Origin of the sequence: Nonomuraea endophytica, assembly GCF_014203235.1 — a bacterium.
Classification (GTDB): domain Bacteria; phylum Actinomycetota; class Actinomycetes; order Streptosporangiales; family Streptosporangiaceae; genus Nonomuraea; species Nonomuraea endophytica.
In genome coordinates this window covers 416,351-432,906 of record NZ_JACHIN010000005.1, presented here as the reverse complement: position 1 = coordinate 432,906, position 16,556 = coordinate 416,351, and the positions used below count along the sequence as shown (strand labels likewise).

The window sequence follows — 16,556 nt, the reverse complement described above, 5'->3', positions numbered from 1 at the left end:
CCGTCCTCTCGCCCGATGTCTACGGGGTTCCCGATTTTGTTACAGGGAGTCTTGATTAGGCAAGGGTTACCTAACTATTGTCGCGGTGGCCCCGGCAAGCTGACCGATAAGGGAAATCTGTGCTGTCTTTGGAGTCCATGCGTGCCGACATCGCGGCGCAGCTCGACATCTCCCCCTCCGTCATCTCCGACGACGCCGACCTGATCGGCCTCGGCCTGGACTCGCTGCGCGCCATGCGGCTGGCCGGCCGGTGGCGGCGGGCCGGCGCCCGCATCGCCTTCGCCGACCTCGCCGGGGAGACCACGCTGGCCGCCTGGTGGGCCCTGGTCGCCACCCGCCTGAGCGCGACGCCGGCCGCCGCCGCCCCGCCCGTGGACGAGGCCGCGCCGTTCCCGCTGACGCCCGTGCAGCTCGCGTACGCGATCGGACGGGCCGACGGGCAGCCGCTCGGCGGCGTGGGCTGCCACGCCTACCTCGAGTTCGACGGCCGCGGCGTCGAGCCGGAGCGGCTGGAGGCGGCCGTGCGCGCGCTCGTGCGCCGCCACGGCATGCTGCGCGCGGTCTTCCACGACGACGGCACCCAGCAGATCACCGATACCGGCGCCTGGCCGGGACTGACCGTCTACTCCTCCGGCGCCGAGAGCGTGCGCGCGGAGCTTTCGCACCGCCGTTTCGACGCCGCGCGCGGCGAGCTGTTCGACGTACGGCTGTCGCTGCTGCCCGGCGGAGCCACACGCGTCCACGTCGAGGTCGACTTCCTGGCCGCCGACGTGCTCGGCCTGCAGATCTTCCTGCGCGACCTGGCCAGGCTCTACCTCGGCCGCGACCTGCCGGGTCTGGACTGCTCCTTCCCCCGCTACCTGGCCGCCAGGCCCGCGCCGCCGGAGGCCGACCGCCTCTACTGGGAGGGCCGTCTGGCCGGGCTGCCCGGCCCGCCCCAGCTCCCGCTGGCCGCCGACCCGGCCGCGATCACCGCGCCGCGCTTCGTGCGCCGCGAGCGCTGGCTCGACGTCGACACCTGGAAGCTGGTCAAGGAGCAGGCCCGCGAGCACGGCCTGACCCCGGCCATGGTCCTGGCCACCGCCTACAGCGAGGTGCTGGCCGCCTGGAGCGTCGAGCCGCGCTTCCTGCTGAACGTGCCGCTGTTCGACCGCGACGAGACCGTGCACCCGTCCGTGCCGCACCTGGTGGCCGACTTCACCAACCTCATCCTGCTGGAGGCCGACCTCACCGAGGGCGAGTCGTTCGCCGCCCGCGTGCGGGCCCTGCAGCGGCGCTTCCGCGCCGACGCCCGCCACACCGGGCACTCCGGCGTGGACGTGCTGCGGGACCTGGCCAAGCGGGGCAGCCCGGCCGCTGCGCCCGTCGTCTTCGCCTGCAACCTGGGCGCCGAGCTGATCGCGCCCGAGGTGCGCGAGGCGTTCGGCGAGCCCGGCTGGATGATCACCCAGACGCCGCAGGTATGGCTGGACCACCAGATCAACGAGTACGACGACGGGCTCCACCTGGCCTGGGACGCCGTCGACGAGTTGTTCGCGCCCGGGGTGCTGGACGCCATGTTCGGTGCTTATGGGGCGTTGCTGGAGCATCTGGCGCGGGCCGACTGGTCGGTTCCGGCGCCCCTGCCGCTGCCGGAGGACCAGCTGAGGGTGCGGCGGGCGGTCAACGACACGGCGGGAGCCGTACCCGAGGGGCTGCTGCACGACGCGTTCTTCGAGCGGGCCGCCCGCGAGCCCGCCCGCCGGGCACTCGCCGGCGACTTCGGCACGGCCACCTACGGCGAGCTGGCCGCCGACGCCCTTCAGGTGGCCGGTCGGCTGCGCGCGCAGGGGGTACGGCCGGGCGACGCGGTGGCCGTGACGCTGCCCAAGGGGCCGGGGCAGGTGGCGGCGGTGCTCGGCGTGCTGGCCGCGGGCGGCGTGTACGTGCCGGTCGGCGTCGAACAGCCGCCCGCCCGCCGCGAGCGCATCCTCACCCGCTCGGCCGCCGCGCACGTGATCGACGCCGCCTGGCCGAAGACGCCCGCCGAGCCGCTGCCCGCGCCCGTCCGCGTGGATCCGGGCTCGTCCGCGTACGTCATCTTCACCTCAGGCTCCACCGGCGAGCCCAAGGGGGTGGAGGTCGCCCACCGGGCCGCCCTGAACACCATCGTCGACATCGGCGAGCGCTACGGCGTCGGCCCCGGCGACCGGGTGCTCGCCCTGTCCGCCCTCGACTTCGACCTGTCCGTCTACGACCTGTTCGGCGTCCTCGGCGCGGGCGGCACGCTCGTGCTCGTCGAGGAGGACCAGCGCCGCGACGCCCAGGCCTGGGCCCGCCTGTGCGCCGAGCACGGTGTCACCCTCTGGAACACCGTGCCGACCCTCCTGGACATGCTGCTCGTCACCGCCCCCGAACTGCCGCCGTCGCTGCGCCTGGCGTTGGTCTCCGGCGACTGGGTCGGCCTCGACCTGCCCGGCCGCCTCGCCGCCCAGAGCGGCGGACGCTGCCGCCTGGTCGCCCTCGGCGGCGCCACCGAGGCCGCCATCTGGTCGAACGCGCACGATGTCACCGGCGTGCCGCCGCACTGGACCTCCATCCCGTACGGCAAGCCGCTGCGCAACCAGCGCTACCGCGTCGTAGACCCCACCGGCGCCGACCGCCCCGACTGGGTGCCAGGCGAGCTGTGGATCGGCGGCACGGGCCTGGCCACCGCCTACCGGGGCGACCCCCAGACCACCGCCGCCCGCTTCGCCGAACACGACGGCGAACGCTGGTACCGCACCGGCGACCTCGGCCGCTACTGGCCCGACGGCACCCTGGAGTTCCTGGGCCGGGCCGACCAGCAGGTCAAGGTCCGCGGCCACCGCATCGAACTGGGCGAGGTCGAGGCGGTCCTGGAATCACACCCGGCGGTCGCCCGCGCCGTCGCGGTCGCCACCGGCCCGCGCACCCACCGCCACCTGCACGCCTTCGCCATCGCGCCCGGAACCGCCCCGACCGGGGACGACCTGCGCGCCCACGCCGCGGAACTGCTGCCCGGCTACGCCGTCCCGGCGGCAGTCACCCTGGTGGAGAGCCTCCCGCTGACCGCCAACGGCAAGGTCGACAGAGGGGCCCTGGCCGTGCTCGCGCGACAGCCCGTACCGGATGAGAAGGCGGGCGGGCAGGCTCCCGAGGGTCAGGTGGAGGAGACGGTCGCGGCGATCTGGGCCGACCTCCTGGAGGTGCCCGAGGTGAGCAGGGACTCCGGGTTCTTCGCCCTGGGCGGTGACTCCCTGCTGGCCACCCGCCTGATCGCCCGCCTGCGCGCGGCCGGGATCGCCGACGCCAAGCTCAGCGTCCTTTTCCAGCGCCCCACCCTGAGCGCCTTCGCGGCCACGCTCACCCTCGGCGACGCGGCCGGCCTCACCCCCGAGATCCACGCGGACGACGAGCACCGCCACACCCCGTTCCCGCCCACCGAGGTCCAGCGCGCCTACTGGCTGGGCCGGGCCGGGCACTTCACCCTGGGCGGCGTCGGCTGCCACTTCTACACCGAGTACGACGGCGACATCGATCTCGACCGCCTCGAAGAGGCCTGGAACCGCCTGATCGCCCGGCATCCGATGCTGCGCGTCGTCTTCGACGCCGACGGCCTGCAGCGGGTCCTGCCCGAGGTGCCGCGCTTCACGATCCGGCGCGAGGACACCGCGGACGAACTGCGCGCCCGCATGTCCCACCAGGTCCTGGACCCCGCCGTCTGGCCGCTGTTCGACGCCCGCGCCGTCGTCCACGAGCAGGGTGTACGGCTCGGCGTCAGCTTCGACAACATCGCCATGGACGCCCTCAGCACCATGGTCTTCCTCAGCGAGCTCGACCGCCTCTACCACGACCCCGACGCCCGGTTGCCCCCGGTCGAGGTCACCTTCCGCGACTACCTCCTCGCCCAGCACCCCGACCCCGCCGTCCTCGAACGGGCCAAGGACTACTGGTCGGCCCGCCTGCCCGGCCTGCCGCCCGCGCCGCGCCTGCCGCTGGCGACGCTCCCCGAGGAGGTGGAGCGGCCGAGGTTCGCGCGCCGCGAGGCCAGGCTGCCCGCCCGGCTGTGGCGGCTGGTCGGCGGGCTGGCGCGGGGACACGACCTGACGCCGTCCACGGTGCTGGCGGCGGCGTTCGGCGAGGTGCTGGGGGCGTGGAGCGGGCAGCGCGAGCTGACGCTGAACCTGACCCTGTTCGACCGGCGCGAGGCGCACCCGCACATCCACCGGGTACTCGGCGACTTCACCTCGCTCATGCTGGTCGCCCACCAGGCGGGCGGCGGATGGCTGGAGGGGGCGCGCGGGCTGCAGGAGGAGGTGTGGCGCGGGCTCGAACACGGCGAGGTGTCGGCCGTGTGGGTCATGCGCGAACTGGCCCGCCGGGCCGCCGCCGCGGCCATGACCATGCCCGTGGTCTTCACCAGCACCCTCGGCGTCGCCGACCCCGCCCTGACCTCGGGCCCGTCCTTCGCCCGGCCGGTGTGGGGCGTCTCGCAGACGCCGCAGGTGTGGCTCGACTGCCAGGTGGGCGAGGTGGACGGCGAACTGCTGATCCGCTGGGACGCCGTCGAGTCCCTCTTCCCGCCCGGCGCCCTGGACACCGCCTTCACCACGTACCTGCGGGTCCTGGAGTGGCTCGCCACCGCCGACTGGACCACCCCGCCAACCCCCCTCTCCGAGTACGGCCCCGCCACCGGCACGGCCGATGGTGCGTCCGGGGCTGTGGCGGACGGGCATGAGGCGGGGGTGCCTCGGGGCGGGCTGGAGGCGGAACTGGCCGCCGTCTGGGCGGAACTGCTGGGGACACCGGTCATGGACCGGGTGGACAACTTCTTCGCGCTGGGCGGCGACTCGCTGCTGGCCACGCGGATGGCGGCGATCGCCGCCGAGCGGCTGGGCGTGGAGGTGCCGTTGCGGCGCTTCTTCGCCGACCCGACGCTCGCCGGGTGCGCGCGGGCCATGGACGACATCGAGGAGGGGACGCTGTGAGAGGAGGGGACGCGGTGAACGGGGCGCCTGCCGTACAGGAGCTGATCGCCGAGCTGGAGACGGCCGGGATCAGGCTGTGGGAGGACGACGGGCGGCTGCGGTTCCGCGCGCCTAAGGGCGCGCTGACGCCGGAGCGGCGGGCGGCGGTGCAGGCCGTCAAGGGGGAGATCCTTGAGGTCCTGCGGCTTGAGGCCTCGGCGGAGGTGTTCACGGCCGATCCGGGCGGGCGCTTCGAGCCGTTCCCGCTGACGGACGTGCAGCAGGCCTACCTGCTGGGACGCAACGACGCGTTCGGGTTCGGCGGGGTCGCCTGTCACGGGTACGTGGAGGTGGCCTTCGCCGAGCTGGACCCGGTACGGGCACAGGCGGCGTGGCGGGCGCTGATCCGGCGGCACGACATGTTGCGGGCCGTGGTGCATGCCGACGGTTATCAGCGGGTGCTGCCTGAGGTGCCCGACTACGAGATCCGGGTGACGGATCTGCGCGGGGTGGATCCGGGGGCGGCGATCGCGGCGATCCGCGAGGAGATGGGGCACACCGTCTACCCGGTGGGGGCGTGGCCGCTGTTCGAGCTGCGGATCACGCTGACGGACGAGGGCGCGGTGCTGCACGCCTCGATCGATCTTCTTATTTCGGACTATGTCAGCATTCAGGTGCTGTTGAGGGAGTTTCAGGGGTTGCATGATGATCCGGAGGTGGGGCTGCCTGCCGTACCGGTGAGGTTCCGTGACTGTGTGCTCGCGTTGCGGGCGCGGCGGGAGAGCGCTCGCCACGAGCGTGATCGCGCCTACTGGCAGGCTCGGCTGGACGATCTGCCCGCCGCGCCCGAATTGCCCGCGCTTAGTGGTGCGCCGGGGCGGTTCCGGCGGTGGGAGAGCGTGGTCGGGGCCGAGGTCTGGGCCGCGGTGCGGGAGCGGGCCTCCGGGCAAGGGGTCACGGCGTCGCAGGCCGTGCTGGCCGCCTACGCCGAGGTCGTCGGCCGGTGGAGCCGCCGTCCGCGCTTCACGCTCAACCTCACCCTGCTCGACCGGCCCTCGCTGCACCCCGGGATCGACGGGGTGGTCGGCGACTTCACCTCGCTCAACCTCCTGGCCGTCGACACCACGCCCGACGCCACGTTCGGCGAGCGCGCCAAGGTCGTCGGCCGGCAGCTCTTCGACGACCTGGAGCACCGGCGGCACACCGGCATCGAGGTCATCAGGGAACTGGCCCGGCGGCGGGGACGGGCCGCCAGCCTGATGCCGGTCGTGTTCACCAGCGCCATCGGGCTCGGCCAGGACGAAGCGGAACGCGGAAGGCCCGGCTACGGCATCAGCCAGACGCCGCAGGTGTGGATCGACTGCCAGGTCAAGGAGCACCGGGGCGAGCTGCTGGTCAACTGGGACGTCCGCGAGGGGGTCCTGCCTGACGGGGTGGTGGACGACATGTTCGCCGCCTTCACCGGCCTGCTGCCTCGGCTGGCCGCGCCGGAGACCTGGGCCGCGTACTCGCCCGTGGACCTGCCCCCGGCCCAGCGCCGACGCCGGGACGAGGCGAACGCCACCGCCGCCCCGCTGCCCGACGGCCTGCTCCACGAGCCGTTCCTGCGGCAGGCCGCCAAGACGCCCGGCCGGGTGGCCGTGATCACCCCGGCGGAGCGGGTCACCTACGGCGAACTGCTACGCCGGGCCACCGAGGTGGCCGGGGCCCTCAAGGAGCGCGGCCTGACGCCGGGCGAGACCGTGGCGGTGGCCATGGACAAGGGCGTCGAACAGGTGGCCGCCGTCATCGGCACCCTTCTGGCGGGCGGCGTCTACCTGCCCATCGACACCACCCAGCCCCAGGCCCGCCGCGACCAGATCCTCACCGACGCCGAAGCCCGCCTGGTCCTCCTCCCCACCGCCCCAACCGCCACCGGAAGCACAGAAAACACCGGGAAAGCCAATGACACCACCACCGGCGCTGTCTTGAGCACCCCGGGGAATCCCGATGACGCCGCTTACGTGATCTACACGTCCGGGTCCACCGGCACGCCCAAGGGTGTCGTGGTCAGCCACCGGGCCGCCCGCAACACCCTCGACGACATCACCGCCCGCTTCGGCGTCCACGAGGGAGATCGCGTCCTGGGCCTGGCCGCGCTCGGCTTCGACCTGTCCGTCTACGACGTCTTCGGCACGCTGGCCACCGGCGCCGCCCTCGTGCTGCCCGACCCGGCCCGCAGGGGCGACCCCGCGCACTGGGCCGCCTGCGTGGCCGAGCACGGCGTCACCGTGTGGAACTCGGTGCCCGCCCAGCTCCAGATGCTCCAGCACTACCTGGACGCCGAGCCCGCGCTCGACCTGCCGTCCCTGAGGCTCGGGTTGCTGTCCGGCGACTGGATCCCGCTCACCCTGCCCGGCCTGGTACGCACCAGGCTGCCCGGATTCCGCCTCATCAGCCTGGGCGGCGCCACCGAGGCGGCCGTCTGGTCGATCTTCCACCCGATCGAGGGGGAACGGCCGGGCTGGCCCAGCGTCCCGTACGGCAGGCCGCTGGCCAACCAGAGCTTCCACGTCCTCGACCCGGCGATGCGCCCGTGCCCGGACTGGGTGCCGGGCGAGTTGTACATCGGCGGCGCCGGACTCGCGCTGGGCTACCGGGGAGACGAGGCGAGGACGGCCGAGCGGTTCGTCCACCACGGCGGCGAGCGCCTCTACCGGACCGGCGACCTGGGCCGCTACCGGCCGGACGGGAACATCGAGTTCCTGGGCCGCGAGGACCTCCAGGTCAAGGTCCGCGGCCACCGCATCGAGCTGGCCGACGTGGAGGCGGCGCTGCTGGCCCATCCGTCGCTGGCCGCGGCGGCCGTCATCGCCGACGGTGAAGGGCCGATGGAGCGCCGCCTGCTGGGGTTCGCGCAGGCCGTACAGAAGCAGGACGAGGAGCAGGCGCCGCTGCCTGCCCCGCCCGCCGCCGAGCGGGTGGACACCGGCGCGGTGGTCGAGGTGGCCGCCACGCTGGAGGAGATCGCCATGACCGCGATGGCCGCCGCGCTCCGCGCGGCCGGCCTGTTCGACGACCAGAGCACCGGCCATGACGTGAAGGAGGTGCTGGAGCGGGCCGGGGTCGTGCCGCGTCATCACGGGCTGATCCGGCGCTGGCTGGCCGCGTTGCACGAGCGTGGCCGTCTGGACCTGGACCCGGTGACCGGCCGCTACCACCGCCTGCGCGAGGGCCCGGCCCTGGAGGACGCCTGGCGGCGGGTCGAGGAGCTCACCAAGGATCTCGACTACGGCGACGAGCTGATCGCCTTCCTCAGACAGGGCACCACCCGGCTGCCCGAGCTGATGAGGGGCGAGCTGGAGGCCAGGGACCTGCTGTTCCCCGAGGCCGCCACCCGCACCGCCGAGGGCGCCTACCGGGACAACGTCCTGAGCCGCTATGTGAACGGCGTGGCCAGGCACGTCCTGGGCCACCTCGCCGGCGAGCACGCGCAGCGCGGGAGGGGAGCGCTGCGCGTGCTCGAGGTGGGCGCGGGCGTGGGCGGCACCAGCGCCGAGCTCATCCCGGAGCTGGCCGGGCACGAGGTGGACTACCTGTTCACCGACCTGTCCCGCTTCTTCCTGGACGAGGCGGCCGAGCGCTTCGCCGGGCACCCGTGGGTCCGCTACGGGATCTTCGACCTGAACGCCGACCACCGCGCGCAGGGGCTGGCGCCGAACGCGTTCGAGGTCGTGGTGGCGGCGAACGTCCTGCACAACGCGCACGACCGGGCGGCGGTCCTGGCCCGCTTCCGCGAGCTGCTCACGCCGGGCGGCTGGCTGGTGTTCATCGAGACCACGCGCGACCACGCGCAGATCATGGCCTCGATGGAGTTCCTGATGGACCCGCACGACCGGCCCAGGACGTTCACCACCCGCGAGGAGTGGCTGGCGCTGCTTGAAGAGGCCGGCGCCACCGCCTACACGTGCCTGCCCGGCCCGGACGAACCGCTGGCGGCGCTCGGGCAGTGCGTGTTCGCCGCCCGCTTCCCGGCCGACCGCGCCGTGGTCGACCTGGCGGAGCTGCGCGCCTTCCTGGCCGACCGGTTGCCCGAGTACATGATCCCGGCCACCGTCCAGGTCGTGGACGCGCTGCCGCTGACCGGCAACGGCAAGCTCGACCGGGCCGCGCTGGCCGCTCTCGTGCCCGGCCGCGCCGGACCGGCCGCCAGCGCGGGCGAGGCGCCGCGAGACGAGCTGGAACGCGCCCTCGCCGCCCTGTGGGCCGAGGCGCTCGGCCTGCCCGAGGTCGGCCGCGACCAGGACTTCTTCCTGCTCGGCGGCGACTCGCTGCTGGTCACCAAGCTGGCCGGCCGGATCAGGGAGACGCTGGCGCCCGACCTCTACTGGGACAGCCTGGTCAGGCGGCTCATCAACCAGCCCACGGTGGCGGCGCTGGCCGTACACCTGAGGGAGGAGCGCGAGGATCAGGAGCGCGGCACGACGGCGGCGTCGCCGCTGGTCAGGCTGGCCGAGGGGAGCGGCGCCACCCGCGTGCTGGTCCACGACGGCTCGGGCACGCTGGCCCCCTACCGCGCGCTGATCCGCGAACTCGGCGACGGCGCGCCCCTGGTGGGTCTCGCCGTCGCCGACCTCGCCGGATACCTGGAGCTGGACCCGGCCACCGCCGTCGGGACGCTCGCCGCCGCCTACGCCCGCCACCTGCTCAAGGACGGCGCCACCCGCTTCGAGGTGATCGGCTACTGCATGGGCGGCCTGATCGCCACCGAGCTGGCCCGCCACCTCACCGAGAGCGGCGCGCACGTCGAGCGTCTCACCGTGATCAGCAGCTCCCGCTTCCCCTACCGCGTCGAGGACGACCTCATGATCGAGTACGGCTTCGCGCAGGCCGCCGGCATCGACCCGGCCCGCCTGGGCTACCCGCCGCTCGACCTGGCCGGGGCCCTGCGCGAGGTGCTGGCCGGCTCGCCCGGCCTGGTCGGGCAGGGCGCGCTGGCCGCACTGGACGGAGAGACCGGCCGCGCCTTCGCCGCCTTGGCCGCCATTCCCCGCGAGGAACGTGTGGCCGCGCTGTCCCGCGAGGCCGGCACGGACGTGGACGGCGCGCTGCGCGTCTTCAGCCAGAGCTTCGCCGCCGTCACCCGCTACGACCCCGAGCCGTACGCGGGCGACCTGACCTTCCTGCGCCAGCGCGGCGTCACGAACCTGGTGCCCACCCTCCAAGACGACATGACCGCCTTCTGGCGCGAGCTTTGCCTGGGCCGCCTGACCGTCGAGGACGTCGACGGCGACCACTTCACCTGCCTCGACCCCGCCCACGCCGCCGACGTCGCCCGCCGGATCGCCCGGTGATCGGCGTGCTGGGCGCCTCGGGCGCCGTCGGGCGCACCGTCGCCGCCCTGCTGGCGGACCATGAGGTACGCCGGGGCAGCAGGTCGAGCGGCGCCGACGCCTACGATCCGGGCGCGCTGGCCGCCTTCTGCGTGGGCTGCCGCGTCGTGGTCAACTGCGCGGGCCCCTCGCACCGGCTGGGCGACCGCGTCGCGCGGGCCGCCTTCGCGGCGGGCGCGGACTACGTCGACGCCGCCGGCGACGACCCGTTGCACGACCTGCTCACCCGATCCGGTACGGCCGGCCGCACCGCGATCGTCTCGGCCGGAATGCTGCCCGGCCTGTCCGGCCTGCTCCCGCGCCTGCTGGCCGGGCCGGGCGGCGTCGCCCGCCTGGACGTCTTCACCGGCGGCCGAGACCGTCTCACCCCGGCCGCGGCCGAGGACGTCCTGTTGTCCGGCGGGTACGGGGAGGCGCTGGCCGCCTGGCGTGGTGGCGTACGGGTCTCGCGGGCGCTGAGCCCGGCCGAGGAGGTGGAGCTGCCGTACTTTCCCGAGCGGGTGAACCTGCACCCCTACCTGACCACCGAGGCGGAGCGGGTGGCCCGCCGGCTCGGGGTGGGGGAGTCGCGCTGGTACACGGTGACCTCGCGGGAGCGGGTGCTGGCCCTCGCGCAGGGATCGGCCGCCGACCTGGAGCGGGCAGCGGCTCTCGAACTTGCGGGACGTACACCGTACTATGTCATGCTTTTTCAAGGGAGTGATGCTCAGGGGGGCATCCGGACTCTCGCCCTGCGCACCACGGACACCTCCGCGCTCACCGCGGCCGTCGCGGCACACGCGGCGCGCACGGTCCTGGCCGGCGGGCCCGGACCGGGCACGCACTACGCCGCAGACGTGCTCGATCCCGCGGCCGTGCTGAGCGCGATCGCGCCCGTGGCCCAGGCCGGGCTGAGCACGACGGTCGCGCCCCTGGACCCGCACGCTCCGCCGATCGAGGAGGGCGAGCTGTGAAGCGGATCGTGGTCTGCGGCACCACGTTCGGCCAGGTCTACCTGGACGCGCTGCGCGAGGGGCCGTTCGAGCTGACCGGCATCCTGGCCAAGGGCAGCGCCAGGTCGGCCGCGCGTGCCCGCGAGCACGGCGTCCCGCTGCTGACCCGTCCGGATCAGGTTCCCGAGGTGGCCGACGCCGCCTGCGTGGTCGTGCGCTCGGGCGTCGTCGGCGGCGACGGCACGGAACTGACCGCGGCGCTGCTGGAACACGGCGTGCACGTGCTCCAGGAGCACCCCGTGCACCCCGACGAGCTGGCCCGCGTGCTGCGCACCGCCAGGTCGGCCGGGGCCGTGCACCACCTCAACACCCTCTACCCGCACCTGGAGCCGGTCCGCCGCTTCATCGAGGCCGCCCGCAGGCTGCGCGCCCTCCAGCAGCCGCTGTACGTGGACGCGGCCTGCAGCGTTCACGTCGCCTACGCCCTGCTCGACATCCTCGGGCAGGCGCTCGGCTCGCCGCGCCCCTGGTCGTTCGCCTCGGCCGCGCCCGGCGCGCCGTTCACCGGCGTGAGCGGCAGCTTCGGCGGCGTGCCGCTCACGCTGCGGGTGCAGAACCAGATCGCCCCCAACGACCCCGACGCCCATCTGCACCTGCTGCACCGCATCACGCTCGGCGCCGAGGGCGGCAGCCTCACGCTGGTCAACACCCACGGCCCGCTGGTGTGGAGCCCCCGCATGTACGTCGGCCGCGAGGACGACGGCCGCTTCGCCACCGGCGGCCCCGGCCTGGAGCTGCCCAGCGCCACCGTGTTGGGTCCCGCCGAGGCGCCCGCCTTCCGCGACATCGTCACCCGCCTGTGGCCGGAAGGGGTACGGCGCGCCCTGACCGGCCTGCACGACGCCGTCACCGGCGGCGGCGACCCCCTGAGCCAGGGCCAGTACCACCTGGCGCTGGGCCGCGCCTGGCTCGACCTGACCAGGACCATCGGCCGCCCCGACCTGCTCACCCAGGAACCGCCCAGGCCGCTGGCCGCCGAGGAGATCGCATGAATCCCTTCCACTGCTACGAGGTCCGCCCCGAGGCCACGCTGCGCGTGTTCTGCTTCCCGCACGCCGGAGGCAGCGCCGCCTACTTCCGCCTCTGGCACCGCGGCTCGCCCGGGGCCGAGGTGCGTGCCGTGCAATATCCGGGCCGAGCGGACCGCTCCGGCGAGCCGTTCGCCGAGAGCGTCGCGCTGCTGGCCAAGCATCTCGCCGAGGCGATGACGCCGCTGCTCGACCGGCCCGCCGTGCTCTTCGGCCACAGCCTCGGCGCGCTGATCGCCTACGAGAGCGCCCGCGAGCTGCGCGCCCGCGGCCGCGGCGTCGCCGCCCTGGTCGCCTCGGGACGGCACGCCGCCCACGAACGGCTGGCCGTCAGCGCCCACCTGGGCTCCGATGACGAGCTGGCCGCCGAGCTGGGCAGGCTCGGCGGCTCCGACCCGGAACTGCTGGAGGATCCGGTGATCAGGGAGCTGGTTCTGCCGGCCGTACGCAATGACTACCGGCTGGAGGAGACCTACCGGCACCGCCACGACGCCCCGCTCGACTGCCCCGTCCTCGCCCTCGTCGGCGCGGACGACCCCGAGGTGAGCGCCGAGCAGGCCGCGCGCTGGGCCGAGCTGACCAGCGGCGGCTTCACCCTGCGCACCCTGCCCGGCGACCACTTCTACCTGCAGGACCGGCGGGAGGACGTCATGCGGGCCGTGCTCGCCGCCGTGCCGCCGTCCACTCCTTGAGGAGCACCACCATGATCGAGAACGAGCTCATGCGCATTCTCACCGGCGGGTGGGTGGCGCAGGCGACCAACGTCGCGGCCAGGCTCGGCATCCCGGACGCGCTGGCCGACGGCCCGCGCACCGCCGAAGACCTGGCCGAGGCCCTGAAGGTCAACCAGAGCGCCCTCACCCGGCTGCTGCGCCTGCTGGCGGCGGCGGGGATCCTGGAGGGGCGCGGCGAGCGCTTCGCGCTGACCGAGATGGGCGCCCTGCTGCGCCGCGACCAGCTCGGCCCGCTGGCCGCCCTGTATGCCTCCGACTACTTCACCGCCTCCTGGGCCGCGCTGGAGGACAACGTCGCCACGGGCGAGCAGGGCTTCCACCACGTGTACGGGCTGCCCGTCTTCGACTACCTGGCGGGCGAGCCGGACAAGGCGGCGGAGTTCAACGCCGGGATGGCGGCCGGGACCCTGTACTTCCGCCGGGTCCCGGAAAAGCATGACTTCTCCGGCGCCCGCACCGTGGTCGACCTGGCCGGAGGCACCGGGGCTCTGCTGGCCCAGGTTCTGCGGGCCGTACCCGGCGCCCGGGGGGTGCTGTTCGACGTGCCCGAGGTGATCGCCGCGGCCGGGCCGCACCTGGAGGGCCTGCTGGATCGCTGCGAGCTGGTGGCCGGAGACCTGTTCGCCGCCGTGCCCGACGGCGGCGACGTCTACATGCTCTCCCGCGTCCTGCACGACTGGGACGACGAGCAGTGCGCCGCCATCCTCGCCAACTGCGCCAAGGCCATGCCGGCCGGCGCCAGGTTGCTCGTCATCGAGCGCGTCGCCGGCGCCGACGCTCTGCTGCCCGCCGCCTTCGACCTGCACATGATGGTCATGACCGACGGCCGCGAACGCACCCTGCCCGAATACCGCGCCCTGCTCGGGCACGCCGGGCTGACCATCGAGTACGTCACCGAGCTGCCCCTGGGCATGAGCCTGCTGAGCGCCGTCCTGGAGACCACGTGAACCGACTGCTGCCCGTCCTGGCAGGCCTCTACTTCGCTCAGGGCGTGCCCGTGGGCTTCTCCCTCGTCGCCCTGCCCGCGATCCTGTACGGCGCGGGCGTCGGACTCGGCCAGCTCGGCATGCTGGGCGTGCTGATCATGCCGTGGGCGCTGAAGTTCCTGTGGGCGCCGCAGATCGACAACCGCACGCCGCCGGTGCGGTTGGGCGCGGGCCGCCGGGCGGGCTGGGTGCTGACCTGCCAGCTGGCCGCCGTCCCCGCCGCCGCGCTCCTGCTGGCCGTGGACCCGGTACGCGACTTCACCTGGCTGCTGGCCGTGCTGTTCGTGCTGAACATCCTGTTCGCCACCCAGGACATCGCCACCGACGCCCTGGCCGTCACCCGGCTGGCCGGACGCGGGTGGCTCAGCGCCAACGCCGTCCAGGGCGGCGCGTTCTCCGTCGGCCTGGTGGCGGGTGGCAGCGGCACCCTGCTGGCGTACGCGCTGCTCGGCTGGCCCGGCACGGTGGCCTGCCTGGTGCTGCTGCTCGTGGCCGGGCTGGCGCCGCTGTGGCTGTCACGCGCCCACTTCAGCACCGAGCAGGGGGAGCCCGCCGCCGGGCGCGCCTCCATCCGCCGCTTCCTGCGCCGGAAGGGCTCCTGGGGACTGCTGGCCCTGTCGGCCGCGTACAAGCTGCCGCTCATGATGGGCTACGGGCTGGTCAGCAGCCTCTTAGTTCACCAGGGCGCCTCCTACACCACGATCTCGGTGACGGCGGCGACCGCCGTCACGGCCGTCTCGGTCGCCGGGGCCGTGGTCGCGCCCAGGCTGACGGTGAAGCTCGGCTTCCACCGGTACCTGTTCACCGCGCTGGCGCTGTCGGCGGTGGTGTGGCTGGGGCTCGGCGCGTGGCTCCTGCTGGCCGGCGACGGCATCGTGGTCCCGATCGTCGCCCAGGCGCTGGGCTACCTGTTCGTGACGTCCGCCGCGGTCACCGTGTACGCCCTGTTCATGGCCCTGTCCAACCAGGGCCAGGCGGGCACCGACTACACCCTGCTCTACTGCGCCGAGGCCTTCGGCAACGCCGCGGCCGGCGGCCTGGCGGGTGCGATCGCGGGAGCGCTCGGCTTCGCGCCCACCTTCATGATCGCCGGAGCGCTGGGGCTGCTGCTCCTGCCCGTCCTCGTCCCCGCCTTCCGCCGCCTGCGCGGCCCCGCGGAGGAGCTCACCACCGTCACCGCATAGAGCACCTATCCCGCAGGACGCCCACACCCCAGCATGGACGACATGACCGACATCAGGCTGGTCCAGCGGCGAACCCTCGTCGTCCTCCTCTTCTCCCAGGTCATCGGCACCATCGTCCTCGGAGTCCTCGGCCCCGTCTTACCCCTGCTCGCCGAGGAGATGACCGGATCGCAGACGCTCGCAGGACTCTCCCAGGCGCTCATCACCTCCGGGGCGATGGTGTTCACGATCGTGCTGGCCGCCCTCGCGGTCCGGCACGGCCGCCGCGCCGGCATCGCCACCGGCTCCCTGGTGAGCGGGGCCGGGGTGCTGCTGATCGTGCCCGGCTACCACCTCGACGTCTTCCCGCTGGTCCTGGTCGGCTGCCTGCTGGCCGGCGGCGGCATCGCGGCCGGGCTCCAGGCCCGCTTCGCCGCCACCGACCTGGCCGAACGGCCGGGCCGGGCGCTCGGCGTGCTGCAGTGGGCCTCGCTGGCCGGGGGAGTGGCCGGGCCGCTGCTCATCCCGCTCGCCGACCGGATCATCCCGGGACTGCCGCCGATGACCGGGATGTTCGTCGTGACCGCCGCGCTGTTCTTCCTCGGGGCGCTGATCGTGGCGCTGGGCCTGCGCCCGGACCCGCTCAGCCTGGTCGCCGCGCCCGAACGGGTCCCGCTGCGGACCGCGGTGCGCACCGTCCTCACCATCCCGGCCGCCCGGCACGGCCTGGTGGCCATGGTGACCGTGCACGCCGTCATGGTCGCGCTCATGAACATGGCCGGCATCCACCTGCACCACCACGGCGCCACCCTGCAGGTGATCGGCGTCGTCGTGAGCTTCCACGTGGCCGCGATGTTCCTGCCGGGACCGCTGGTCGGCCTGCTGGCCGACCGCCTCGGCCCCGAACGGCTCCTCGCGGCGGGACTGCTGCTGCAGGTGGCCGCGGCCGCCGTGCTGCAGTCGGGCGACGGGCCGGTCGTCATCGGGACCGGGCTCGTGCTCCTGGGCGCGGGCTGGTCGGCCGGGTTCATCGCCGGGTCGATCGTGCTGACCACCGCCATCCCGGTGCCGCGCCGCCCGATGGCCCAGGGCGCCTCCGACTTCCTCATGCAGCTGACCGCCGCCGCCGGGGCGCTGGCCGCCGGGACGGTCGTGTCCTTGCTCGGGTACGCGGGGCTGGCCAGGGTCGCCGGAGTGATCGTGCTGGCGGTGCTGGCCGGGCCGTACGTGGTCAGGCTGCTGCGCCGCCGCGGCGGCGGCGCGGGCGCGGAGGAGCCCGAGGGGAGTCTCACCCAGCGGTGAGAACGGCCGCCG

Annotated in this window: 8 protein-coding genes; all 8 read left to right on the top strand. The window is 74.0% G+C overall.

The window, feature by feature from the left end; translation table 11 throughout:
• The first annotated feature begins 137 nt into the window (after positions 1-137).
• Genes HNR40_RS20820 through HNR40_RS20785 form a run of 8 tightly spaced genes read left to right on the top strand, consistent with a single transcriptional unit; the run spans position 138 to position 16,544 of the window.
• Positions 138-4,988 (top strand): non-ribosomal peptide synthetase, encoded by a 4,851-nt coding sequence (locus HNR40_RS20820; protein WP_184963708.1) that lies wholly within the window; start codon positions 138-140, stop codon positions 4,986-4,988.
• 14 nt (positions 4,989-5,002) lie between these two features.
• Entirely contained in the window at positions 5,003-10,300 is a 5,298-nt protein-coding gene (locus HNR40_RS20815) for a non-ribosomal peptide synthetase (protein ID WP_312896451.1), read from the top strand.
• Positions 10,297-11,292 carry a saccharopine dehydrogenase family protein gene (locus tag HNR40_RS20810; RefSeq protein ID WP_184963704.1) on the top strand — a complete coding sequence of 332 codons (996 nt, stop codon included), beginning with the start codon at positions 10,297-10,299 and terminating at the stop codon, positions 11,290-11,292. The genes HNR40_RS20815 and HNR40_RS20810 overlap by 4 nt, the downstream gene beginning before the upstream one ends.
• Positions 11,289-12,323, top strand: a complete 1,035-nt coding sequence (locus HNR40_RS20805) for a Gfo/Idh/MocA family oxidoreductase (RefSeq protein WP_184963701.1) — start codon at positions 11,289-11,291, stop codon at positions 12,321-12,323. Before HNR40_RS20810 ends, HNR40_RS20805 begins: the two co-directional genes overlap by 4 nt.
• Positions 12,320-13,051: a thioesterase II family protein gene (locus HNR40_RS20800; protein WP_184963699.1), complete on the top strand. Its 732-nt coding sequence runs from the start codon at positions 12,320-12,322 to the stop codon at positions 13,049-13,051. Before HNR40_RS20805 ends, HNR40_RS20800 begins: the two co-directional genes overlap by 4 nt.
• Before the next feature lie 11 nt (positions 13,052-13,062).
• Positions 13,063-14,040, top strand: coding sequence for a methyltransferase (locus tag HNR40_RS20795; RefSeq protein WP_184963697.1), 978 nt, complete (start codon positions 13,063-13,065; stop codon positions 14,038-14,040).
• Positions 14,037-15,263, top strand: a complete 1,227-nt coding sequence (locus tag HNR40_RS20790) for an MFS transporter (protein ID WP_184963695.1) — start codon at positions 14,037-14,039, stop codon at positions 15,261-15,263. Before HNR40_RS20795 ends, HNR40_RS20790 begins: the two co-directional genes overlap by 4 nt.
• 42 nt (positions 15,264-15,305) lie before the next feature.
• The gene (locus HNR40_RS20785; RefSeq protein ID WP_184963693.1) at positions 15,306-16,544 is read left to right on the top strand and encodes an MFS transporter; all 1,239 of its coding nucleotides are present in this window, start codon (positions 15,306-15,308) and stop codon (positions 16,542-16,544) included.
• Positions 16,545-16,556: the final 12 nt, after the last annotated feature.